Origin of the sequence: Bacteroides sp. OF04-15BH (assembly GCF_003477995.1) — a bacterium.
Lineage (GTDB): Bacteria > Bacteroidota > Bacteroidia > Bacteroidales > Bacteroidaceae > Paraprevotella.
The window spans coordinates 1-25,953 of the sequence record NZ_QUEM01000018.1 but is presented as its reverse complement, the minus strand read 5'-3'; the positions used below and the strand labels follow the sequence as shown (position 1 = coordinate 25,953).

Here is a 25,953-nt window from a genome sequence, read left to right as displayed (position 1 = left end):
TAATCGCTATTTTTGGATATAGATTTCCGGGAGATGGACCCTCTCTATCTATATAAAGACAAAATCAGCGATTTATGGATACATTTTCAAATACACAAAATCCCGAAAGCGCTCCTCAGAATTCTCTGGAGCGCTTTCTTAAAGCTCAGGAAAGCAGTTACCCGCAAGCTTTGGAAGAAATACGCAACGGAAGGAAACAGACGCACTGGATCTGGTACATCTTTCCGCAGCTGAGAGGTCTGGGACATAGCTACAATGCCAACTTTTATGGCATTGCCGATCTGGAAGAAGCCCGCCGTTATCTGAACCACCCCATTCTGGGAGCCCGTCTGCGTGAAATCACACGCGCCCTGCTCCTTCTGCCCGAAGGACTGTCGGCCGAAAGTATTCTCGGAGGCATTGATGCCCTGAAGGTATGCTCCTGCATGACGCTCTTTAACAAAGTGGCACCTGGAGTAATATTCCGTCAGGTATTGGAGCGCTACTTTCAGAATCGGGAAGACCAGCTGACCCTGAAAGCACTGAATATCCCCAAAGAAGGGTTCCTGTTGGGAGCCGTTGCCGGCGACATCATCGGATCGGTATATGAACGCTACTCTGTAAAAAGAACGGATTTTCCGCTGTTCAGCGGACTGTCACGATATACAGACGACACGGTGATGACCGTGGCCGTAGCAGACTGGCTGCTGGGGACCGAAGCCCTGACGCCCACCCTGCAACATTATGTCCGTCATTATCCCAGAGCGGGATACGGAGGCATGTTCCTCCAATGGGGCATGTCGTCCAACCCTGTTCCCTACCACAGTTTCGGTAATGGATCGGCCATGCGCGTCAGTCCTGTAGGCTGGGCATTCGACACATTGCAGGAAACGTTGGATTATGCCCAAGCGAGCGCAGCCGTCACCCACAATCATCCTCAGGGAATCAAAGGAGCACAGGCTGTAGCGGCTTGCATTTTTCTGGCTCGGAAAGGAGAAAGCAAAGCAAATATCCGCACATACATAGAACAAACTTTTTATTATGATCTGCACCGCACCTGCGCAGAAATCCGTCCCACTTACCATTTTGATGTAACCTGTCAAGGCAGTGTGCCCGAATCCATCATCGCCTTTCTGGAGAGTACGGACTTTGAAAGTGCTGTCCGACTGGCCGTATCTCTAGGTGGAGACGCCGACACGATGGGAGCCATTGCCGGAAGTATCGCCGAAGCTTTTTACGGAGGGGTGCCCGAATCCATCCGTCAGGAATGTACCCGGCGAATGCCTTACGACCTGCTTGCCGTGCTCCATCGGTTCCATCAAAAATTCATGTCTTAACTTCTACTTTAATATGGCCATCAAAATTACCTATCGCCGCACGTCACGCCTGAGTATGCGTATTGCCAAAAACGGCGATGTTCATGTATCAGCACCCATTGGCGTCTCTCAGGAAACCGTCACAGACTTTATCGAAAAGAACAAAGACTGGATACAGAAAGCACGAACCCGCACTCTGGCACAACTGGAGAAAAGAGCCTCGTTCTTTAACCAGCTGCCTCTCGACACTCCCGAGCAACGTGAAGAAGCCCTGCTCCGCATGAAAGCCACCATTCCTCCACTCATCGAGAAATATGCACCGCTCATGAAAGTAAAGCCGGGACGCATCACTTATCAGGCCACCATATCCCGTTGGGGATGTTGCCATCCGCGCACACACCAACTGGCATTCAGCGTTTATCTGCTGCTGTTGCCCGACTGGTGCATCGAGCATGTGGTCGTACACGAGCTGACACATCTGCTGGTGCCCAATCACAGCGACCGGTTCTATGCCGTCATGGACCAGTTTTTCCCGCGCTGGAAAGAGGCCCGTCAGGAAACCAGACGACTCAGTAACATGGAATAGTGAGACATCGGGCACATTTCATGATGAAACCGGAGCAATCACTGCTTTGAGCAATCAAGGCACTTCAAAAAATCATCACATTTGGGTATTGCAGAAACAAGCTGAAAGAAAGAACTTTGCGGGCGTAAGAACCAAATACGGTGCAACGCACAGATTCCAAATTCCAAACCCATCTGCCTTTTGCCTCCGCACCGTAAGGGCAGGGCAGATATACAAAATTACCAATTATAATGAAAAAAGTTCTTTCGCTTATGTTTCTGCTTTCCGGCTTCTGCGGAAGCATACAGGCAGAAACCAGTCTCTACTCAAAAATTTTGGCCGAAAAAGGGCAGGACGACCCCACCCTGCCCCTGAACGACCGCAAGGAAACAGATGCCAATGTGATGGGGCATATCATCGACGCCAAGACCAAAGAGCATCTGCCTTATATCAAAGTGTATATTGAGGGAACCACTCAGGGCACTCTGAGTGATGCCACCGGACATTACTTCCTGAAAAATCTTCCTGAGGGAAAGTATGTGCTGGTGATGGAAAGCGCCGGATTCAAGACCGTACACAAAAACATCGAGGTGAAAAAAGGAAAAACCATCGAAGTGAACTTCACAGCCGAAGAGGATCTTATTGCCTTTGACAATGTGGTGGTCTCGGCCAATCGTAATGAAACATCCAAACGTATGGCTCCTTCGCTGGTAAACATTCTGGACAGCAAACTGTTTGAAACCACCAATGCCTCGTGTCTGGCCGAAGGACTGAGCTTCCAGTCGGGAGCGCGCCTGGAAACCAACTGCCAGAACTGCGGTTTCCAGCAGATACGTATCAACGGTCTCGACGGTCCCTACACACAGATCATGGTAGACAGCCGCCCCATCTTCAGTTCGCTCACCGGAGTATATGGTCTGGAACAGATTCCGGCCAACATGATAGAGCGCGTGGAGGTAATCCGAGGCGGAGGTTCTGCCCTGTTCGGTTCGTCGGCCATTGCGGGAACCCTCAACATCATCACCAAAGAACCGCAGCGCAATTCGGCCCATGTGTCACACAAACTGACTCTGACCGGTAAAAAACCGGAGAATGTGACCGATATCAATGCGTCTATGGTTACGGACGACCAGAAAGCGGGTATCTATGTGTTCGGACAGTACCGTCACCGTGCCCCCTACGACGCCAATGGGGACGGATTCACCGAGGTGGGTATTCTGGACGCGCGCACCGTGGGTTTCCGGTCATATATCAAAACTACCGACCTTTCCAAACTGACCTTTGAGTATCATAACATCAACGAATACCGCCGCGGTGGTGACAGCCTGGATCTGCAACCTCATCTGGCCAACATCGCCGAACAGACGAATCATGTCATCAACGGCGGAGGACTGCGCTACGAGCTCTCCTCACGCAACCTGAAACATCGTTTTCTGACTTATGCCTCTTCACAACACACCAGCCGAAAGAGTTACTACGGAGCCGAAAAGAATGCGGATGCCTACGGACAGACCAGAGACATCACGGTAGTGGGCGGTGCGCAATATACCTTGAAATGGGCAGACAAGCTGTGGCTGCCGGCCGAACTGACAGCCGGCTCGGAATATCAGTACAATGATCTGAAGGACGAAATGCCGGGATATGGCCGCACCATTCTGCAAACCATCCACAACGGAAGTGTCTTTCTGCAAAACGAATGGAAGAACAAATATTGGGGTTTCCTCATTGGCGGACGTATGGACAAACACAATCTGCTGAAGAATGTGGTGTTCAACCCGCGCGCCAATATCCGTTATAACCCGACAGAGAACCTGAACTTCCGCCTGTCCTATGCCAGCGGCTTCCGTGCGCCTCAGGCCTTCGACGAGGATCTGCATATTGCAGCCGTGGGAGCACGTGCCATGCTCATCGAAATAGATCCGAACCTGAAAAAGGAAACTTCGCAAAGCCTCAGCCTTTCGGCCGACTACTACAAGCGCTTCGGCGACGTGCAGACCAACTTCCTGATTGAAGGTTTCTACAACGACCTGAAGGATGTGTTCTTCCTGGACGAACGTGGTGAGGATGCTCAGGGCAATCTGGTCTTTGTACGCACCAACAAGAAAGGTGCCCGCGTGATGGGTATCAATCTGGAGGCTAAGGTGGCTTATAAATGGGCACAGCTTCAGGCCGGTGCTACTTACCAGCAGAGCCGTTACAAGGAAGCGGAAACCTGGAGCGACAATCCGAATATCGCCCCTCAGAAGAAGATGTTCCGCTCTCCGGATGTGTATGGCTATTTCACCGCAACACTCAACCCTATCGAACGCCTGTCGGTAGCCCTCACCGGAACCTATACCGGAAGCATGCTGGTGCAGCATCTGGCCGGATACATTCCTGAAGACCGCGAAGAAACGACTCCGGACTTCTGGGACATTAACATGAAGGTTGCTTATGACATCCCGCTTTACAAGAGCACTTCCCTGCAACTGAATGCCGGTGTGCAGAATATCTTCAATGCTTATCAGAAGGACTTTGACAAGGGAGTCTCACGTGATGCCGGATATATCTATGGCCCGGGATTGCCGCGCCGCTATTTCATCGGATGCAAGATTTCGTATTGATGAGATTCCGGAACAATAAAAAGCAAGATCAGATTTCATAAAACAAAAAAACGGGTTCGGCGCGATGCCGACCCCGTTTTCTATTTTGCCTATTGTCTCTTAAAATGATTATTCTGCCGGAGCCCACTTACAACGAACCGGAGAAACAATTGCTCCTTCTTCTTTCAGCTGCTTCATGGCCTTATCTACTTCCTTACGGTCCAAACCGCTCAATTCTGCAATCTTACCGGCATTCAGGGGAGTTCCCGCTTCTTTCATTGTTGCCAATACTTTCTCTTTTGCTTCCATAACCTTTAATTTTAATAGTTTCTATTTCTTATTTCCAACGTAATATCTATGTAACTCCGCCTGCCTTCGATATAGTCTGCATACAGGGTCTCAGGATCTTTCCCTTTCAACACATAACATTTGCCGCACAATTCACAGTTATGCAGGCATTTCCAGGAACTGAGCACAAAATCCAGTCTCTCTTCCCGTGTAGATTGTTCTATTGCAGGAGCTACCATAGCTATTCTTATTTACGACGCAAAGATAACATTTTAAATTTATATTTAGTACAAATCTATAGTTATTCTTATTTAAAAAGAGAATCTTCCCCGAAAACCCAAAATCGCAATCTAATACTGCTCCATATCTGTCTCAAACCGAGAAGCAGAATATCGTCCGATAAAACCGAGGAAATGCCCAAAGCAAAAAAAGGTATCCGTATGGCTCCAAATAATCATCAGGATGAAAATTAATTATCTCCGTGTAGATAATCAATTATCATCAGGATGATAAAAAATGAAAAGCAGCCTGTAATTTTTCATTCGCCGCAGGCACGGAGCAAAATCTCCTCAATCCTGGGTTTTGTCGTTGCATTTTACATATAAAAAATACCCCAAAAGTTTTGTATCTGACTTTTGGGGTAGCTTTCAGGCCTGAAGCCCGAGAATTTTCTTTAGTTTCTCTGATTACTGATACAGTTCCTCAATCTTCTTGATCAGCTCCTCACCGCGCAAGTTAGAAGCTACGATCTTACCGTCGGGACCGATGAGCAGAGTGGCCGGGATGCTCTTTACGTAATAGAGCTGTGCGGCACTGCTCTTCCATGCTTTCAGGTCAGACAGCTGGGGCCAGGTCATCTGCATCTTGGCCACGGCATCTGTCCACGCCTTCTTGTTGTTGTCCAAAGACACACCCACGATCTCGAAACCCTTGCTGTGGAAACGGTCGTAAACGGCTTTCACGTTCGGCATCTCCTGACGGCAGGGACCGCACCAGCTGGCCCAGAAATCAACCAGCACATAGTTGCCCTTACCGGCATAGTCTGACAGCTTGTGCATCTTGCCCTCCATGTCCGGGAGTTCGAAATCAACAAAGGTAGCACCCTGAGCCTTGCGCTTCTCGCCTTCGAGCATCTTGTAGACATTGGTCAGCAAAGCATCGTCCTTGTACTTGTAGTCCTTCAGGAAGTTGTCGATGAAATCAACGCCCAGCACTTCCATATAGTTGAAGATGAAGTAAGCCGGAATCAGATTGTCCTTATTGTTGGTGATACCGTCCTTCAGGGCTTTCATCTGGCGGTCGGCAATAGCCATCCACTCGGCATCGAGTTTCTTGGCCACACTTTCCGGAAGGTTTCCGTTGTACTTGGCTGCCTCCATCTGCAACTCACGCTGGGCTCTTCCGCCCTCCTCAATGGCTTTGGTGATGGCCTGCATGCGGGCATTCACTTCTGAACCAGTCACCTGAATGCCTTTGTCCACAGTAACCTGAATCGGCTCGTTGTCGAGCACAAAGGCTGCAATCACATTATAACCGTTGGCAGTGGCACAAACGGAAGCCAATTTCGGCAGCGTAGTATTTCCCTCCATCGTGTAGACTCCATTGACACACTGTGCGCTGTCAATCGCCATCTTGTCCTCGATAGAGAACAGATAAACGGTCTTGACATCGAGATTCTTGTTTCCGCTCTTGTTCTCAAAAGTCACCTTGTAGGTGTTCTGCGCTACAGCTGCGTGAGCGCCCAATAACAGGAATAATCCTAAAACAAATTTTTTCATTTTCATCATTTTCTTGGAACTCAATAAGGCGTGCTTGTCCGGCACGCCTTATTGAAAAGGATATTAATTGTTGAATTTATCGCTTGTGGCTCGTCTCAGTCCCAGCTGACGGGCTGACATGACCTTGCCGCCCAGATTATCCTGGAACAGAAGCTTAGGAGCATTCAGGGCTGTGATGTCGAAGATGAAGAGGTCACCATTCTCACAACCTACAATGAACTCGTTGCAAGTCAGGAACGAAAGCGCCAGATAGGTGATGCGTGAATTGATGGTCACGCCCTTCGGCAATTCAAACTCCTTGAATTCCTTACCCCACATATCGTAGGCAATACGCTGCACGTAGTAGATCTTGTTGCCTACAGTGTAGTAAGTGGTGCGGGCTGCCACATCGGTACTTGGATAGCCGAAGCGGTAAGTGGCACCGCTGGACAGGAAACATGAAGTGGAATCCAGCTGCGGTACATTCTCAAGCTTGAATGAGTTTGAGAAGTAGTCACCCTTGTTGGTGTTTGAGGTATTTACATACACCGCAAAGTCTGTGATTCGGGTCTGTGTTTCGTTCGGACGGTTATAGGCCATGGTGAAGTGCAGACATCCACGTGTGTTGTTCGGAACGTGGTTGGTCAATCCCAGATACAGCACCTTGGTTCCCTCCGGCATATTGTTTACCGGAACATAAGTAGCGGTATCGGTCAGAGGATTCAGACGGGTTACAGAGACGAAGAACTTGTCTCCGTTTTCATCTGTCTTCTGCTCGGTCAGTACTGAAGCCATCATGATTCTGCGGTTCTTTTCGTCGTAGCAAGGAATCATCGGGTTACCGTACAGTGTGTTTCCGAATTTGGTGATGCGGTATCCTTTCTCATCTACATAATAAGGCTCGCTCAGGTATTTACCACCCAGATAGTTCAGAGACATGACACGAGAGTAAACCTGTCCGTCCTTTGAAGCCAGGAAAGTAGCCGGCTGTGCAGAGCTGGAACCGTCGCAGTCTGCGCGGGCCACCAGATTGAAGTTGGCCGGAGTACCATCCAGGAACTGCTCTCCTTCGATCTTGCTGTAGAAGCTCAGGTCGCTGGCACGGAGCTCGTATCCGCCGCGATCAGTCACAACCGTGATAGAACCCTGAGAACTGATGTGCTTGTCGAAAGCCCAGTTCATGTTAATCGGAGTACCCTGCAACTTGGCATCCTGATTGGCTTCGCCGTAGGCATCCTTAATCAATTCATAGTCTACCTGCTCCACACCGTCTACATAAGAATATTTCTGACGAATGGCTGACAGACCAACCTGTCCACCCTGATCGGTCATGATAATCCAGTTGTCTGAAGAGAATTTTGAGTAGAACCAAACCTGAATCTTACCCATGTACTTCACACCGGTTGATTTCTCTACGACATTGAAAGTACCGTATGTACTGGCTTCGTTACTAAAATCCTTCACACCGGCAATCTCCATCAGCTCTTCGGTCGGGATTCTCAGCACCAGACCTTCGCCGATGACCTTGTCGTTCACGATCCATTCATAACGGACCTCCTGTGAGCGGATGGCAGAATCCTTGTCCCATACAAAGAACTTGCTTGCATCAAACACAGCATCCTGTCCCTGACGGGCCACAATGGAAACCGGATTGTTTGCATTAATCAGCCAATGAGGGGGATTCATCTCCGCATAATCGTAATTACCCTCATCCTTAAAGCAAGATGTCAGCAACAACATGCTTGCCAGCATCATATATATCAATTTTTTCATAATGCTCTATAATAAGTAATTTAGCGTTAATTAAACCGGAACTTCAATTGGACCAAACTCATCTTCTGACGGATTCTGCTGCAGCCACTTCTTGAATTCCAGCACCAGCTTACGGGCTTCGTCCGGACGCTGCTCGATCATTTCCTTATCGAGTTCGCTTGCTCCCGGCACATTCTCCAGGAAGAGTTTGTACTTGGTTGCAGAGTAAGCTCCCAACAGATAGATATCCACCTCACTGTTCCACCACTCCGGACGAACCGGATCCTTGACAATGCGAATCACGCTGCGGGCACGCTCATACTGTCCGGGCTTGACGTTCTCGTCAGGAACAACCTCGAGCACCAGACGGTAACCGGCACTCATGGTGTCCAGACGCGCACTCTTATTCAGCTGAATCTGAATGGTGTCCTGGAAACGGGTGTCACCTTCCTGAACCGGACGGGCATGGAAAGTGTATTTGTCCTTCAAAGTGTACTCTTCAGGTAGTGCGGTAGTCAGTTCAGGCACTACACGCAACTTGAAGTCCAGATCATGCTCCAGCTGACGGCCGGCAAGAACAACGATCAGTTCTGCATTCGTGCTGTTCTCATCTTCTCCCACAAAGAAGAAGGTCACCTCGGTAGAGTCTGCCTTTTCTGTTCCCGGATAAGAAGCATCCTTCCAGAACTTGTCGAAGTAGATATAATGATCAGAACCAAAGACCATAATGCTGTCTTCCTGACATGATGTAAAGAGGAGTCCCCCCATTACAGCTAATAAAAGAAATATTTTGTTCATAATCTGTTCGTTTTACCTTTTTACATATTCTGATCATCCGGAATTGGCAACATATACTCAGACTTGTTCAGCTTTCTTACCTCATTGCCAATCTTAATCTTGGCTCCCAAACGCTTATACATATAGAAGAGCTGTCCTTCTGATATCCACTCACGCTGTGCGTCACGGATAAGATCTCTCTGGAAGTCGGCCATAGTGTTTTGAGTTGGCATCGGATCCCACAAACCGCGGTTGCTTCTGATTTCATTCAGAATCTGGTAAGCACCCTCAAAGTCACCGGTCTTGGCCTTGTGCTCGGCGATGATGTAACGCATCTCGGTGCTGCGGATCATCGGCAGAGTCTGCAGATTCTTGGTTCTCAAAGTCTTGTCGTCACTGCAATACCATTTTCCGGACAGACGGTACTTGTTGTCCTGGAATGCATAATAGTCCGGAGCAAACAACAGATAGCGGGAACGGTAGTCGTTCTCATACTCGTCTTCCTGAGTAATCGGATTCTTGAAGATTTCCTGTCCTTCCAGGTCCAGAGTCATCCACTGTGCGTTTCCGAATGTATTCTCAGACTTCTTCTGGAAATAGTTCTCCAGTCCGTAGTCTTCATAGGCATCGGTTGCATAGAGCGCGAATACCAGAGTAGAAACTACCTTGATGTCCTCACGACGCTCATTGTCGTCGTTGGCGCTCTGAACCGGCCACCAGTCTTCGTTGGTAAACATTGAATACTCATTTCCAGTCAGACCGTATGCCTTGAAGTTCATGACAGAATCGGCATACTGATATGCCAGTTCGTCCTCACCCATATACTGGTACACACGGGCCAACAGAGCGGTCATGGCATAATAGTTCAGACGGTAGCCACGGCCTTTGTAGAAATCGTCAATCAGCTCCGGACTGGCGCTTCCTTCCATATTGGCCTCATAAGAATCGTAGAAACGGGCATTCGGAGTAGCGTTCACGGTCATACCCAAAGCCGTAGTATCAAAAGCGGCAGTCAGCTGACGGCCTTTCTGCAAGTCTGCTACAACCTTCTTCAGGAAATCATCTACAGTAATTGCCTGAGGCTGGATGTTCGGATACTCGGATACATAAGGCAGATACTCTCCCTTTTCCTTTTCAATAGGAGCCGGAGCGAAGAGACGACACAAGTCGAAATGCATCAAGGCACGGCAACCGTAAGCCTCACCCAAAATCATCTTCTTCTCTTCCTCACCACCGGCAAACTTGTCCGGATTCTCATCCTCGATACTCTGGATCAGATTGTTGGTGTTGGCAATTACATTGTAGCCTTTCAACCATACCTCGTCAATCTTCTTGCGGAGGTTCACATCGGTATAGTTGAAGTTGCGGGCTTCGTTATAAATGGTCTTGGTACCGTCAGTTCCTGTGTACCACTCCCAGGTGTACTGACGGGACATACAGTCAATGATACCGAACTGAAGCTCTGTACCATACAGGCTGGCCGAAGTCATAGCCTTATACACACCGCTCAACATAGAACGGTAGCCATCGCCGGTTTCCGTAAGTTTGTCGTTTGTTGCTTGTCCATCCGGTTCGATATCCAACCAGTCTGCGCAAGACGTAAAAGAAAGAACTACGGCCGACAAAAGTATTTTAAAAGATATTTTTTTCATAAATCTCTGAATTATTATAAGCCAAGGGTTAATGTGAAGCTATAATTCTTTGCATACGGATAGCTTGTACCGCGTTCGTCCTTAATGGTTGACCAGCGGGCCAATTCGTTGGCATTGAAGCGCAAGCCCAAAGAAGTCAGGTGCCATCTCTGGATCAGTTTCGGATTGAAATCATATCCGAATGACAAGCTACTGAATGACAAATAATTGTCATCCTGAACCAATCGTGATGTCGGATGGGTTTCGGCAGTTGATTTCAGGTCGTAGAATGCAGCTACATCACCCGGCTTATACCAACGGTCGGTCAGCACACGACGGTCCACATTGCTGTTGGCAATATCCGCCTGTTCTACCTTGTTCAGCAAAGTAGTGTTATACTGCTGTGCTCCCCACTGATACAGGAAGTTGGCATTGATGTAGAATCCCTTCCAACCGATATTGATACCGAAAGATCCCTGTGCGTCTGGACTGGCATCACCGCAAACCACCTGGTCGGCAGCATCCCAAGTATAGGTCACACTTCCGTCTCTCTTGAGGAACATTTCCTTACCGGTTGACGGGTCAATACCCAAAGAACGGACAGCGTAAATGGCTGTGGTTGAAGCACCGACATAGTACTGTGTCAATGGCACATACATCAAATCGGCATATTCTGAAGAGTTTTCACCCTTTCCGTTGTGGAAGTCCTGAATGTTCTTGTTGTAGGCCTCAGCATCCTGTCCCAACTTGGTGATGCGGTTGGTGTTGCCATTGACCATGGCATTTACGGCAACCATCCAGTCACGGTTCTGGAACGGCACTACATTTACCTTCAACTCATAACCCTTGTTCAGGATTGTTCCGGCATTGGTGTAGTAAGAAGTAAAACCGGAAGAAGTACGGATATTCATCTGAGACAACTGTCCGTCTGTTTCCTTACGGTAGAAATTGGCCTCGATAGAGAAACGACGCTTGAAGAGTTCCAAAGCAACACCCACATCCCAGGTTCCTGTCTTCTCCCAGGTCAGAGCCGGATTACCCAAAGCCATCAGGATATAGGCCGGGGTTGAATAGTACCAGTCATCTGAAGTCTGATAGGTAGAAACAGCAGCATAAGAAGGGAAGCTCACATTACCGGTAACACCGTAAGAAGCTCTCACACGCAACGTGTTGATCATCTCGTTATTGCGCAATGCCTTGTAGTTATGGATATTCAAGCCCAAACCGGTTGACCAGAATGGTGCGAAACGGTCTTCCTTACCAAACTTTGATGAACCGTCGGTACGGAAAGAGAAGTCGGCCAGATAGATATCATCATAAGAGTAGTTCAACGCTCCCAGGAAACCGATCAAACGGTCCATGGTCAAGGATACATTAGCCTTGTCTGGCTGTCCGGCAGCATAGCTCGGAGAGTGCAGGTTGCTCAGCTGGAATCCACGATACAGGATATCGGTAGAGTTGTTCTGATTCTGCTGTGCGTTGGCACCGGCAGTAGCATTGATAAAGTGCTTGCCCAAGGTCTTGTTATAATAGAACAAGGCGTTCATGTTCCAGTTGATACTGTTTCCGCTGTTGGTCTGCAAGGTTCCTTTCTCCTTGCTTGGCACATTGCGGAAAGAAGGATCTTTCGGGTCAACGAATGACTCGGTGCTGACATCGGTACGGGTTACAGAGAACTGTCCCTTGAAACGGAAGTCTGCATTGAAGTCAATGTTGATGCTCAAGTTATTGGTCAGGTCATACAGAGTAGAACGACCGGAATAGCTTCCCAAATAACGCTCCTGATAAAGCGGGTTGGCTACATTGTTGGATGACTTCAAGGTTTCCAGCAATTCACCGTTGTCGTCATAAGGCGCATAATATGGTTTCAGCTTGGCATAGGTTGAGAAATCACCATAAGGAGAGTTCTCGGACTTGGTTACCGTATAAGTTGTCTGGTTCATTACCTGCAACCATTTCTTGTAACGGTAGTCCAAAGTCAATCCGGTTCCGTAAACATCACGGTAAGAACCCTTCATGGCACCGTTGTGTGTGCTGTAGTTCAAGTCTACGCTATAGCGGATAGACTCCACACCACCGGAGAGGTTCATACTGTGAGTATGATTGAACACATTCTGCACCGGCTGTGCCAACCAGTCTGTCTTCACACCACGGCGCACCTCGTTCAACAGATTGTTATAAGTAATGTCCTTGTCAATCTGTCCTGCCGGGTTGTCGGCGGGTGCATCATAAAGACCAGCCATCTTTTCTACCTGAAGCATTTCCCAGGCATTACACAGGTTATAGTCTGACAAATCCGGGAATTCAGCACCGGCTGTGAAGTTATAATTGATACGCAATTCACCTGGTTTTGGAGGCACGGTAGTAACCACGATCACACCGTTAGCCGCACGAGAACCATAAAGTGCCGTAGCGGCAGCATCCTTCAAAATGGTCATGCTCTCGATACGGTTGATATCCATATCGTAGATTTTCTGTACGCTGACCTCAAAACCATCCAGAATAAAGATTGGCAAGTTCGGATTATCGGCCAGGTTGGTACGCTGTGAACGGCGTGCTGCCTCCACATCCAAACCACGGTTCATACCGATACTACTCTCACCACGGATAGTAAACTCAGGCAAACTGTTCGGGTCTGATCCCCAAAGATTGGCTTCCTTTAAACGGAAAGAAGGATCAAAGGCCTGAAGGGCGGCAATGGCATTCTTGTTGTTGGTCTTTAAAAGCTGGTCTTTTGTTACAACAGTCGCATTACCTGTAAATGAATTTTTCTTGAACAACTGGTAACCGGTAGCAATTACCTCCACTTCGTCAATGGCAGAACTGCTTTGCAAGGTTACTGTATAATGTGCTTTCTTGGTAATAGTGACTTCTTTTGGCTCAAAACCCACAAACGATACCACCAAAGTTTTAGCGCTGGTCGGCACGTTCAGAGTAAATTTACCATCCAAGTCTGTTACAACCGCATGGCTCAAATCACCTTTAACATAAACATGGGCTCCTGGCAATGTTTCGCCATCCGATCCGTAAACCACACCGGTAAGCTTTCGCTCTTGTTGATCGGCAGCAGCCATCTGCGCTGTAGGAGTTGAAATTTCAACTCCATTCCACATTGGAGAAGCCACTGCTAATTGAGCTGCAAGCAAGCAAGCAACTTGCGAACAAAAACGGACGCCTTACTGTGTCACTCATTTTTTTGTCCTCCCTCATAAAATAAATCTATTAAATTAAAAAAATTAAGCAATCTTCTATTCGATAACATACTAAATCCTTGTCTCCGATTGCAAGAAACAGTTGCAAAAGTATAACTTATATTTTAAAAATAATAACAAACCGCTGTATTTTTTGATTTTTGCTCCTACATTTTGCCCTAAAACAAGCTGTACAGCATAAAATCTTGTTATTTTTTAAAAACAAAGCCTTTCAATGTGTCGTGCTTATTTTTATTAATCCCGCAAAAAGTTTAAAAAACGGAAACGATAGCCGGAAAACAAAAAAAGTCCCGGTCTGGCGATTCGAAATACACCAACCGGGACTGTAAAATTCTGAAATCTCTAAAGATTAATCCAAGTAAGACAAGATATTGCCACTCAACTGCAACAGAGAGATTTCACAGGTTTTCGTATCATACTCTACCGTGAGCAGGCGCTCTTCGGCATCGCGCAAGCTCTTCTGTGCCTCACGCACCTCAAAACCGGAAAGCTCTCCTTTCATATAACGATAATGGGCAATCTCATAGTTGTCTTTTGCCACAATCACATTCTCACGTTCCAACTGCAACATCTGCAAATTGTTCTGATAAGCTTGCCAGAGCGTGTTCATATCTGACTTCAAAGCCAGCTCCAGCTGCTCTTTCTCCAGTTTACGACCTTCCAGTTCGAGCCGTGCATTGCGCTGCTGCGTGCGTTTGCTGCCATCAAACAGGTTGAAACCGACCGTGATTCCGGCATTCAGACCCCAATTATCACGCATGCGGGTCGATGACAATCCATATTTATTAAATGTATAGCCGTAACCGGCATTCAGTTTGACATACGGATAATTACGCGACATGGCCTTTTTCAGATCCATTTCGGAAAGCTGTGTGTTCTGTGCGGCCTTGAGCAAGGATGTGTTGGAGGCCAGAGTAGCCTGCCACAAATCTTCGTAGCTCAAATGTGCATCCAGATTGATCAGCGAATCTTCCAGTTCAAACCACTGGTCTACATTTTGATTGGCCATCAGCTCATTCAAACGGATTTTCGAAGTGATCAACGCTTCCTGCTGCTTCATATACTGCGCACTGTCGGCATTGAAATCCACCTTGGCCTGCTGATAGTCCAATCCGGAAAAGGAACCGATATTGAAGCGGGCCTCAACCAGTCGGACACGTTCCTTGGACAGCTGCATCGTGTAGTGGAAATTCTTCAAACGGATTTTCTGTTGGATAAAGTTATAATACTCGGCCACCAGTGAAGCAATGAAGTCTTCCATGGCAATGCGCGTATTCAGCTCTCCCTGACGTTTGAGCAACTGCAACTGCTTGTAGTTCGTAATCAGATTAAAGCCGTCGAACACCGTCCAACTGGCATCAACACCCAGATTGACGCTTTGGTCATAGGCATTCGATTCACGGGTAATCGCACCGGTACTCCGGCTTTCGGTGCGTGAGCTGCCGAAGTCCCCTCCATAATTTCCGGTCAGGTCTACCGTCGGCAGCAGTCCGGCATTTCCTTTGGTCGCATTCTCGGCACTGATTTTCTCGTCAACCTTGACCAACCGCACCGAATAGTTGTGTTCCAATCCCACTTCCAGACACTGACGCAGGGAATAAACCGGAAGTTTTTCCTGAGCCCATGCTGTAGAAGCGGCCCAAAAGGCAGCCAGATATATGATTATCTTTTTCATGCTTTCTCCTGTTTTTTCAATCGGTTAGTAGAAATATAGCTGTAGATAGCTGGTACCACATACATCGTAAGGAAGGTGGAAACCAACATACCTCCAACTACCGCAACTCCCATAGCGATTCGCTGGTTACAACCTTCGCCCTTGGCAAAAGCCAGCGGAATCAGTCCCAGAATGGTTGATGCACTGGTCATCAGAATCGGGCGCAAGCGCTGCAAGGCCGCATCCTGAATGGCCTTCATCTTGTCTTCGCCGCCCTCCTGTTTCTGATTGGCAAACTCCACAATCAGAATACCGTTCTTGGCAACCAGTCCGATCAACATAATGATACCAATCTGACTGAAGATATTCATGGTGATATCATTGAAGAACATAAAGACCAGAGCTCCGGCGATAGCCAACGGCACGGTGAGCATAATGATGAACGGATCCTTGAAACTCTCGAACTGAGCCGCCAGAATCAGGTAGATCAATGCCAAAGCCAGAATAAAGGCAAACATCAAACTGGAAGAACTCTCGCGATATTCCTTGGAATCTCCGGAAAGTGAAGTACGGAAGGTATCGTCAAGAACCTCTTTGGCAATCTTGTCCATTTCGTCCAATCCCTGTCCCAAAGTCTTGCCCTCTGCCAGACCGGCCGAAACCGTTGCCGAAACAAAACGGTTGTAGCGATAGAGTTTCGGAGGCGAAATGCTGTTCTCCATTTCAATCAGGTTGTCCATCTGCACCATATTACCGTCGGAACTGCGCAGATAAATAGAACGCAGATCAGAAGGCTTGTTTCGCTGCTGGCGGTTAATCTCACCCAGAATCTCATACTGCTTTCCATTCATATAAAAATAGCCCATACGCTGTCCGCTCAATCCGTATTGCAGTGTCTGCGAAAGTTCCTTGGTACTAACACCCATCACATTCGCCTTGTCGCGGTTCATCACCACGCGCGCTTCGGGTTTACTGAACTTCAAGTCCACATCCGCCATCTGGAAGGTCGGATTCTCATTGACCTTAGCCATGAATTTCGGAAGCACCTCTTCCAGTTTCTCGATGTTGGTAGCCTGAAGCACATACTGCACCGGCATACCGGAACGGCGTCCTCCGAAAGAACTCTGCTGCTGCACAAACGAACGGGCTGCTGTTTTCTTCTTCACTGCCTTGGACAGTTTCTCAGCCACATCCATCTGAGAATAATTACGGTCAGCCATATCCTTCAGTGTAATCTGAATGTTACCGCTACCGCTGGACACACGGGCTGTAACAGCCTCTGCATCGGGAATGATGGAATCGACCAGCTGATTGATGTCTTCCGTATAATCACGCAGATACTCATAGGTGGCTCCTTCGGGCCCCATCGTTCGGATGGTAATCTGCGAACGGTCTTCAAGCGGTGCCATCTCTGCCGGAATCTTGTTCCACAACCAGAAGATGAGGAAGAACATCAGCACCATAAAAGGAATGGTCCACACTCTGTGCTGGAGCACCCAGGCCAAAGAACGGCCATACACATTGTTCATTCCCTCAAAGAAAGGTTCGGTCTTGCGATAGAACCATCCCTTCTGTTCCTTGTGCACCAACAGCTTTGTGGCCAGCATCGGCGTAAAGGTCAGCGCGGCAATGGACGAAATAATGATAGAACCGGAAATCACCATACTGAACTCACGGAACAGTCGTCCGGTGGTTCCTTCCATAAACACAATCGGGAAGAACACCGCCACCAGAGTTACGGTTGTGGAGATTACGGCAAAGAAGATTTCCTTGGCACCTTCGATACCGGCCTCCTTAGGTTTCATTCCCCGCTCAATACGGATATAAATATTTTCCGTCATTACGATGGCATCGTCCACCACCAGACCTACGGCCAGCACCACGGCCAGCATCGTGAGCACATTGATGGAGAATCCCGCCACATACATCACGAAGAAGGAACCGATGAGCGACACGGGAATCACGATACAAGGCACCAGGGTCACACGCCAGTCGCGCAGGAAGAGGAAGATGATGATAATCACCAGCACAAAGGCTTCATATACCGTCTGCTTCACCTCATTGATAGAAGCGCGGATAAACTTGGTGGTATCAAATCCGTAAGAATAGGTCACATCCTCGGGCAGATCCTTCTTCATCTGCTGCATACGCTTGTATACCTCGTCGGCAATATTGATATGGTTGGCCCCCGGCTGCGGCACCACGACGATACCCACCATCGGCACTCCGTTCATCTTCATGTAACTCTTCAGGTCGGCAGCGCCCACCTCGGCACGTCCCACATCGCTGAAACGGATAATGCGGTTGCCATTCTTCTTGACAATAAGATCGTTGAACATCTGGGCATTATCCATCAGACCCATCGTACGGATAGAAAGTTCCACGGTATTTCCTTCGATACTACCGGAAGGCAATTCCACATTTTCCTTGTCAATGGCGCTCTTTATATCCATAGGAGTAACTCCCAGACCGGCCATTTTCAGAGGATCGAGCCACAGACGCATGGAATACTTTTTCTCTCCCCAAATGGACACACTGCTCACATCGGGAATTGTCTGCAACTGCTCCTTCACCGTAAGATCGGCAATTTCACTCAACTCAAGCAGAGAACGCTTCTCGCTCTGCAAGGCCACCATCAGGATAGGCGATGCGTCGGCATCAGCCTTGGACACTGTCGGCGGGTCGCAATCATCGGGAAGATAACGCTGCGCACGCGACACCTTGTCGCGCACATCGTTGGCTGCCGTCTCCAGATCGACCGACAATTCAAACTCTACAGTGATACGGCTCTGGCCTTGCTGGCTCACACTGGACAGAGAACGGATACCCGGAATACCGTTGATATTCTGCTCCAACGGCTCGGTAATCTGGTTCTCGATTACGTCCGCATTGGCTCCGGGATAGGAACAGGTTACGGAAATGATCGGATTGTCCACCGAAGGGTATTCGCGTACACCCAGATACATATAACCGATGCATCCGAACAGCAGAATGATGATCGTGAGCACTGTGGCCAGCACCGGTCGCCTGATACTTAATTCTGAAATATTCATACGCTAGAACCTTTAGTTAACATGATCCAGAATAACCGGCAAGTCCATACGCAACTGCAAGGTACCGGAAACAATCAAAGTATCTCCCACATGCAGTCCTTTCAGCACCTGCACATGCGATTCGTTCCGGATGCCGGTCTTGATCTCAACAGGCTGTGCCAGTCCGGACTTATACAAAAAGACCTTGTCCTTACCCATCTCCGGCACAATGGCTTCTGCCGGAATGGCTATGGTATTCTTGATTTCCTCCTTGGTCAGACGGATGCTGGCATAGCGGCCGGGAGTAAGCTGCCCCTTTGAGTTCGGGAACAGGGCACGCACGGCCAAAGTATGTGTTTCGGGATCAATCGAAGACTCCTTGGCATAGACTTTAGCTTGAAAAGGAGTCAGATGACCGTCGACATTGAAATCCAAAGGCAATCCCGGCTTGATGTCGCGTGCGTAACGCTCGGGAACGGAGAACTCTACCTTCAAAGGAGAAATACGGGTCAGTTTGCTGACTACTGTCGAAGGAGAGGCATAGGCACCCACACTGATCTGACGCAAACCGATGATTCCGTCAAAAGGAGCCACCAGTTCGGTCTGCTCGATCTGAGCCTTTACGGCATCAATCTCAGCCTGCAGGGTGGCATATTCTGTTTTCACCTGTTCGTAAGCCTCCTGGCTCACCGCATCTTTTTGCAGCAAGGCGCGCTGGCGGTACACACGGTCCATAGCCAACTTCTCCTGAGCCTTAAGACGCTTCAGCTCGGCCTGCAGCTGGCGGTCGTTCACCTTTGCCAGCAACTGTCCTTTTGCCACATGGGCTCCTTCCTTGAAATTAATGGCAACCACCTTTCCTGAGGTCTCAAAAGAAAGGTCTACTTCCTCGTCCGGCAAAAGCAATCCGGTAACCTGTATTTCATCAGTCAGCGTTCCGGTCTTCAGAACAACGGCATTTACATTCAACTTACTTTTTGTTTTCTTTTGGTCTTTCATGACTTGATCGGCATCTGCCAGCTCGGAGTTCTTTTTGGGCATCTGGGTGTAAATCCCCCATCCGATAGCTCCCACAGCAATCACAGAAACCAAGATCCATTTGATTCTCTTATTCATTCTACTTTTATTTTGGTTTTTTTAGGCGGACAGTTCAAATATTATAAGGTTTAAAGTAAAATCGTAATTTTACTTTCTATTAACATTTAAAAGAACCTCGTTTTGCTCCTGCATGCTTCATGCAGACGATGGAAAGGATCATTTTCGCGAGGCAAACAGACTGCCCCGGCGGCATTCCGAGAACAACCTTCCAAATGCATACCATGATTTCCAGAAAAAATCCTTGCAGATTCCAGAGATTATTACGAATTTTGCCATAAATTTGCACATCAGCATACAGATAGACACTTATAACCTTTTTATCTACAAGCATTTAAAAGATTCATCCAGACAACAATTCCTATAATTAAATACACTGTAACATGAAGCTACACAAATTAACTTTCGGTCCTATCATGGCCGTATTATTTTCGCTGTCCAGTATCACAACTCTGGCGCAATCAGCAGTACAATCCGTATCCCTGGCCGGAAACGGATATATCACCCAACGTGCTGACAGAGCACATATTTCGGATGAGGGTGTAAACAACTGGACCAGTCCGCAGACCACGGTCAGTGCCTACTTCCATGTCGACAAGCCGCAGACCATCACATTATCCCTTCAAGGCAAAGGTCACGCCACGATGCGTATGACATGTAACGGCAAAAAACAGGATGTCAAGTTCGATAGTGATGAACCGGCCAATGCGGGAAATCTGAAAGTCAAAATCAGTAAGCCCGGTTATGTTCGGGTGGATCTCAAAGGTGTGAAGCGTGATGGTGAGAAGTTTGCCAATATTTCCAACCTCATTGTTGCATACGAAGAAGGCAAGGTAACCTGCGTACATGGTTTTTCTAATTATTGGGGACGACGCGGTCCATCAGTGCACATGGGATATACTCTGCCAGAGGGAAATGATTATGAATGGTTCTATAACGAGGTGACAGTTCCAAAAGAGGGCGAAGTGATGCATAGTTATTACATGGTGGCTGGCTTTGGCGAAGGATACTTTGGCATGCAATATAACTCAGAGAAAGAACGACGCGTTCTCTTCTCCGTATGGAGTCCATTCGACACACAAGACCCGCGTAATATTCCCGAAGACCAACGTGTACGTATGCTGCGTCACGGCGAGGGAGTGCGTATTGGAGAATTCGGTAATGAGGGTTCAGGTGGCCAGAGTTTTATGAATTACTCCTGGAAAGCGGGCACGACCTATCCATTCCTGATGCATATACGCCCCGACGGAAAGGGCAACACGATATATACGGCCTACTTCTATGCCACCGAAGAAGGAAAATGGCGTCTGGTTGCGGAGTTCCTGCGTCCACAGACCAACACGTGGTACACCAATGCCCATTCTTTCCTGGAAAACTTCAATCCGGAGCAAGGCTATCTGACACGTAAGGTGCAGTTCAAGAACCAATGGGCACGCACTACAGACGGCCGCTGGGTACGTCCTTCAAACGCTATCTTTACCAACGACGGCACAGCACACGCCGGTGTACGTCTGGATTATATCGGTGGACAAACAGACGACGGAAAGGCTCTGTTCCTGAAAATGGGTGGTTTTTTCAACGAGAATATCCAATCAGGCACGCAAATCCCGTTACCTGCCTATGACAACACACAGCCTCCTCAGATTGATTGGGCAGCTCTGGAAAAACTTGGAGAAACGGAATAAACGACGAAGAGACTCTTGCACTTACAGGAAGTGCCCCAAAGATCGAATGGGCAAACAGAGTCCAGTTATAGAAAGAGTTCGGTATTGCACCGGACTCTTTTCTTTTTATCGGGATATTATTCCCTTACTGTTTTCATTAGCACAGCAACCATCCAAAGCCTTATAAAGTCTTTGGGTTTACTTTCATAATGATATTAATTTGAAGCATTTAGCGTCATTTAGCCTTTTTAACGAGGTTATTCCAGCTATTTTACGTATCTTTACCCGCGAATCACTCAAAACAACAAATATGAAGAAAAAAGGTAATCTGATAGCCCTCTGTACATTGGGATTGTGCATGACCCTGACCTCATGCTTCGAAAACACCGGTGACCACTACACCGAAATCCTGTATCCTTCTACCGGTCGCAAAACGCTGTATGCAGACCAGACCGAGGATTCTCTGAACTTTGTGACCTTTGATGACTGGAAACTGGACACCCTCTATTCCAACATGCCCAACAACCAAAAGCTGATGCTGACCCTGAACCCGGCAGACCTGTCCGGTACGGTAGAAGCAAACCACTATGTCAGAAAGAGCATCAGTTTTCAGTTCACACCAAACACAACAGACACCATCAGAGCGGTTGCTTTTAAACTGAGTGCATACAACACCGACTTCGGTGCAGTTTACGAACAGGTACACTTCCACGACATCGACCGTCCGGCAAGAAGAAACTACGAGTTCCTGCTCACCGATACTGCCGAAGCCGAGGTAGACAGTATCGCCTTCAAGGCACACACCGACTGGACACTGAAAGTGAAAGACGAGGAACAGAACCGCTGGATCAGTGTAGCCACTCCTTCGGGTAAGAAAGGAAGCAACACCGTGCGCCTGTATCTGGAAAAGAACACCGGCAACGCTTCACGCAGCGCTACCCTGTTGCTGACCAGCAGCAACAATGCTACTACAGAAATCAAGCTCATTCAAGAGAAAGCGGTTGCAAAACCATAATTCCCTTACGGAATAATCCCAAAACGAACTCCGGCCTATCCTCTGAAAAATCATCGGATAGGCCGGAGTTTCCTTTATCAGTTCAGTTCCTTCAGGCTGCACCATTTGTCGCGAAACAGGTGGTAGGCCAGAATCAGCACATCTATCGAGAACAGGACCATTTTCTCCATCTCCGCATCCATAAGCAGTTTCTGTTCCAGTCCGGCCCAGACATATTCCCCGTTGAGCACCAGTTTCACCGACTTCAACTGATTGTTTATTTCATTAATCACCTCAAGCACCTCACACTTTTCCATCCGCTCCACTTGCATGATTCCCGGAATATAAATGCTGAAGAACTCCTTGTCGCGTTCATCTTCCATATACAGGAAATTGATATTCCGGTAGCAGAAAGTCAGGAAATCCCCTTCGTCAACCGGCTCTATCCCCTGTTGCTTCAAAATCTCAATAATCTTTTTCATCGTATTTACTTCTACTCACTATTAAAAGTCCCTCACTCCAGCTATTCCACAATACTAATTGTCATTCCTTCCAAAGGAAAATGCATGATGGCCTCGGTATAGGCAACCGTAATACAAATCTCGTCTCCCATTTTACATTCAGTTTCCTGAACCGTCACCGTAAACTTCTTTTCGATGTTCAGGCACTGCACCAATGCCGTGCGCGTCCCGCTTCTCAGTTCCAGCTGCATACCCGCATGCAACGACGCATCCTGCAGCGTCACGCAGCGAAACAGCACCCCAAATGACATCGGAACGCATCCTTTTACCTCGAACGAAGGGCTCAGCGCCCCCTTGCCTTTCCGGGAACCGCGCTTGAAATATGCAAAAATATTTTTCATGACCCACTCAGTTAATTCACTACAAACAACATTTTCTTTAATTCTATCTCATTTATCTCTTAATACAGCAAACCGGAAAAAGTAACCCACCCTACACCGGTTTTATTTATTTTTTTCATCAGCAGCACATCCGTTCTGCTCCCACAAGTAACGGAGAACATGCTCCCAATCCGGGAACAAAGCATCGCCGATTCCGATCCACTCTCCGGTTGTATCCGCACAAAATGCCGATTCCCGATTGCCTATGAAATAATCTCCCCGACAAAGAGAAGGCATGGTGGTAAGCAGCAGACGCTCCCGGAACACTCCCCCATCGTATGCGCACACCCATTCTGCCCTTTCGGCCCAGGGCGGAGACTCCGCACAGGGTACTCTGGCAACCAGAAAAACCTCAAAACTCTGCTCCAGCAAACGCAGCGCCCGGACGGCATCGGCCAAAGGCGGTGTGTGTCCCACCTCCGAAGCATCAGCCCACAGGCAATCCATATCCACCAGAATCCGTTTGCGACCAAACGTGCCGACCCTTTCCCTCTGGTCATATTGCTGCCGCATCTGCATCAAAATGCCGCAGAATTCCTGTTCTGTAAGAATCGTGCGATACGGATCCCGACATCCCCGCGAGTGGCAGAGTGTCTTTCCGCGTGTAGCCATCAGAGCCTGACGGAAACGCTCATTCTGTTCGAACATGGCCTGATAGGCTCTTTGCAACAGGTGCTGATAGGCGCGGCTCTGGCGGTCAAACGGCTGCCCCTTCCACCAGACAATCTGGTCGGTCTGCCATCCTGAGACAGACATTTTCCGGGCCTTATGCCCCTTCATACTGCAAATCCGGCGCTGCTTGTCGGGGTCTTTCTGTTTGAGAGCCTGCAAAAAGCCTTCCATACTGCCACAGACCACTCCTTCAAACCGGAAACCGTTGCTGCAAAGGTTGCTCAAGACATTGGCCGGATAGGATTTGGCCGACCAGATGTCCAGTGCTCGTCCCCGCCATTCCTGATATTTTATGATTAAGTTACGGAACATAATCTTTTACTTTGTCTTTCTGATAATAAGTGAGCTTCCGGAACGGACTTTTCTATCATTCTCCGTTTTATTTTCTTCAAAATATTTCTCGGGTCTAATAAACCGCTGCATCTTCATCACCGTCGGCCTCATCCGTGCTGAATCTTTCCGGCAGGAAATAACTCTGCTCCGCAATGGCTTCATTGCCGAACTCGCTCATGCCAAAACGGTTCAGGTTGACCGTTCCGCCCAGAAAGGCAGCACTGTTCATGGCAAACACATCTTCTGGATGTGTCTCCAGTCTTTTCAGACATACCAGATAGCAGTCCTTACGTTTTTCATTATAGAGATTGTTCGGAATGGAAGAGTCGCGCGACAGACCGAAATACTGGCATTGGAAGAGGCATCGCCAGATCATCCAGATACGGTCCAGACAGGGATTGTATTTTCCGGCACTCAGAAGGCGTCCGGCCACAGCCACAATCCACTCGTCTTCGCTCATGGACTCCGGACAATTTGCCCAGTTCAGCAGCAAAGAGCATTGCTCGTCGAAAGAAGAACAACCGTTGAGCCGCTCCAACATAAACTCGGTTCTTTTCTCTTCATCCGTTTTCTGATATTCCAGAAAATCGTCTTTCGTCACCGAAGTCAGCTCCTGCGTCATGGTGCGCAATGAATCGACAAACGCTTCGTGGTTGGTATAAAACCGATAGACGTGGGATTCTATCTTACGGCTAAAAACCTGAAAGATATCATACGACATACCATCTTCTTCAGAGGATTGTATCGCCAGCAGGATGCTGTCCTGAAAGACCTGGGCCGCCTGACGCATCTCCGGATTCCGGATACAGGCAGTACTGATGCTTTTTATCGAGTCGCAGATATCTTCTTCGTTCAAGTCAGTGATTCCGCTGGATAATCTGAAACAGATTTCGAAATTACTCCAGACATTGACCGCAAACTGGCAGGCGTTGTAGAACTCTTCGGCCTGAGCCAGAAACGGATGCGCGCTATTTTTATACTGTGGCAAATAAACGGCAAAGGAAGTGTCGTTGACCAGCAATATCCTATCATTCTCTTCTCTCTGATTACCGAGCAGCTTTTCCGTCAAATCAAAATCCTGTCCTGCCTTCCCGGCTTCCTCCGCTTCGCGATGCAGAGTCAGCAGGTCTGAAAAATCGACAGGTTCTTCCTCCTCAAAATATTCCTGATAGCCTTTGTCTGCCGGTTTACTGCAGGCAGTGAATACAGTGGCGCATATAACCACACAAAACATTAATTTTTTCATACTACAAAAATCTTTATTATTGAAACAAAAGTCTGCAAGCTTTCAACACAAATACTTGAAAACTTGCAGACTTACTGAACATTCGTCTGGAAACAAATTTCCATATATGGTTATTATCTGGTTACGACTTCTTGCATTTTTTGATGATGTTTTTATATACATAAGTGTTGGACAAATATAAATATTTTTACAAAATCAAGGAAAGAATTTATTAAAAAAAACACTAACGTCTAATTATATTCTACACTCGGCCAATGGCCGTTATTCAACGAATATTCCAAAGATTCCGGGATAAAAAGCAGGCCTGTGGGAACAGCATATTCCTACTTCAGGCTACACACAAAAAATCATCAGGATGATCTTGAAAAAAGATTACCATCAATTTCAAAATTCATCCTGATGATTTTTCAAGCCTGTTCCGGACATCAGTCTATCATCACGAAACCGGCCCAATAAAACGGCTCCGGATAGCGGTCCCGGATTTCCTGTCTGGCCTCCTCAAA

General features: G+C 47.9%; 18 protein-coding genes. 5 read left to right on the top strand and 13 right to left on the bottom strand.

Going from position 1 to position 25,953, the window contains the following annotated elements; translation table 11 throughout:
• Window positions 1-74: 74 nt before the first annotated feature.
• From DXA74_RS09340 to DXA74_RS09325, 3 genes are all read left to right on the top strand, one after another.
• Window positions 75-1,316, top strand: a complete 1,242-nt coding sequence (locus DXA74_RS09340; protein WP_118526942.1) for a DUF1810 family protein — start codon at window positions 75-77, stop codon at window positions 1,314-1,316.
• Window positions 1,317-1,329: 13 nt separating this feature from the next.
• A complete protein-coding gene (locus DXA74_RS09335) occupies window positions 1,330-1,881 on the top strand; it encodes a M48 family metallopeptidase (RefSeq protein ID WP_118526940.1) in 552 nt (183 codons plus the stop codon).
• Window positions 1,882-2,111: 230 nt separating this feature from the next.
• The gene (locus DXA74_RS09325) at window positions 2,112-4,463 is read left to right on the top strand and encodes a TonB-dependent receptor domain-containing protein (RefSeq protein ID WP_370448496.1); all 2,352 of its coding nucleotides are present in this window, start codon (window positions 2,112-2,114) and stop codon (window positions 4,461-4,463) included.
• 108 nt (window positions 4,464-4,571) lie between these two features.
• Here DXA74_RS09325 and DXA74_RS09320 read toward each other — a convergent pair whose 3' ends face one another.
• From DXA74_RS09320 to DXA74_RS09270, 9 genes are all read right to left on the bottom strand, one after another.
• Window positions 4,572-4,751, bottom strand: coding sequence for a transcriptional regulator (locus tag DXA74_RS09320; protein ID WP_118526934.1), 180 nt, complete (start codon window positions 4,749-4,751; stop codon window positions 4,572-4,574).
• A gap of 665 nt (window positions 4,752-5,416) precedes the next feature.
• On the bottom strand, window positions 5,417-6,508 hold the full coding sequence (locus tag DXA74_RS09310) for a TlpA disulfide reductase family protein (protein WP_158576052.1): 1,092 nt from the start codon (window positions 6,506-6,508) through the stop codon (window positions 5,417-5,419).
• Window positions 6,509-6,571: 63 nt separating this feature from the next.
• Window positions 6,572-8,260 (bottom strand): PKD-like family lipoprotein, encoded by a 1,689-nt coding sequence (locus DXA74_RS09305; protein WP_118526929.1) that lies wholly within the window; start codon window positions 8,258-8,260, stop codon window positions 6,572-6,574.
• A gap of 30 nt (window positions 8,261-8,290) precedes the next feature.
• Window positions 8,291-9,037 (bottom strand): DUF4843 domain-containing protein, encoded by a 747-nt coding sequence (locus DXA74_RS09300; RefSeq protein ID WP_118526927.1) that lies wholly within the window; start codon window positions 9,035-9,037, stop codon window positions 8,291-8,293.
• Window positions 9,038-9,057: 20 nt separating this feature from the next.
• Window positions 9,058-10,668 (bottom strand): RagB/SusD family nutrient uptake outer membrane protein, encoded by a 1,611-nt coding sequence (locus tag DXA74_RS09295; RefSeq protein ID WP_233550499.1) that lies wholly within the window; start codon window positions 10,666-10,668, stop codon window positions 9,058-9,060.
• 14 nt (window positions 10,669-10,682) lie between these two features.
• Window positions 10,683-13,772, bottom strand: a complete 3,090-nt coding sequence (locus tag DXA74_RS09290) for a SusC/RagA family TonB-linked outer membrane protein (protein ID WP_233550498.1) — start codon at window positions 13,770-13,772, stop codon at window positions 10,683-10,685.
• Window positions 13,773-14,208: 436 nt separating this feature from the next.
• Window positions 14,209-15,534 carry a TolC family protein gene (locus DXA74_RS09280; RefSeq protein ID WP_118526923.1) on the bottom strand — a complete coding sequence of 442 codons (1,326 nt, stop codon included), beginning with the start codon at window positions 15,532-15,534 and terminating at the stop codon, window positions 14,209-14,211.
• Complete coding sequence (locus DXA74_RS09275; RefSeq protein ID WP_118526922.1) at window positions 15,531-18,566, bottom strand: efflux RND transporter permease subunit; 3,036 nt, start codon at window positions 18,564-18,566, stop codon at window positions 15,531-15,533. Before DXA74_RS09275 ends, DXA74_RS09280 begins: the two co-directional genes overlap by 4 nt.
• Before the next feature lie 12 nt (window positions 18,567-18,578).
• Window positions 18,579-19,661, bottom strand: a complete 1,083-nt coding sequence (locus DXA74_RS09270) for an efflux RND transporter periplasmic adaptor subunit (protein WP_118526921.1) — start codon at window positions 19,659-19,661, stop codon at window positions 18,579-18,581.
• A 362-nt stretch (window positions 19,662-20,023) separates the two neighbouring features.
• On the opposite strand from DXA74_RS09270, the gene DXA74_RS09260 reads away from it, so the two are divergent.
• Window positions 20,024-21,325 carry a DUF3472 domain-containing protein gene (locus tag DXA74_RS09260; RefSeq protein WP_118526919.1) on the top strand — a complete coding sequence of 434 codons (1,302 nt, stop codon included), beginning with the start codon at window positions 20,024-20,026 and terminating at the stop codon, window positions 21,323-21,325.
• Window positions 21,326-21,614: 289 nt separating this feature from the next.
• Entirely contained in the window at window positions 21,615-22,319 is a 705-nt protein-coding gene (locus DXA74_RS09255; protein ID WP_118526918.1) for a BACON domain-containing protein, read from the top strand.
• Between the two features lie 77 nt (window positions 22,320-22,396).
• On the opposite strand, the gene DXA74_RS09250 is transcribed toward DXA74_RS09255, so the two are convergent.
• The 4 genes from DXA74_RS09250 to DXA74_RS09235 form a co-directional block, all read right to left on the bottom strand.
• On the bottom strand, window positions 22,397-22,780 hold the full coding sequence (locus DXA74_RS09250) for a hypothetical protein (RefSeq protein WP_118526917.1): 384 nt from the start codon (window positions 22,778-22,780) through the stop codon (window positions 22,397-22,399).
• Between the two features lie 41 nt (window positions 22,781-22,821).
• The gene (locus DXA74_RS09245) at window positions 22,822-23,160 is read right to left on the bottom strand and encodes a hypothetical protein (protein WP_118526916.1); all 339 of its coding nucleotides are present in this window, start codon (window positions 23,158-23,160) and stop codon (window positions 22,822-22,824) included.
• A gap of 102 nt (window positions 23,161-23,262) precedes the next feature.
• On the bottom strand, window positions 23,263-24,183 hold the full coding sequence (locus DXA74_RS09240; protein ID WP_118526915.1) for a hypothetical protein: 921 nt from the start codon (window positions 24,181-24,183) through the stop codon (window positions 23,263-23,265).
• Between the two features lie 94 nt (window positions 24,184-24,277).
• On the bottom strand, window positions 24,278-25,450 hold the full coding sequence (locus tag DXA74_RS09235) for a hypothetical protein (protein ID WP_147401068.1): 1,173 nt from the start codon (window positions 25,448-25,450) through the stop codon (window positions 24,278-24,280).
• Between the last annotated feature and the right edge of the window lie 503 nt (window positions 25,451-25,953).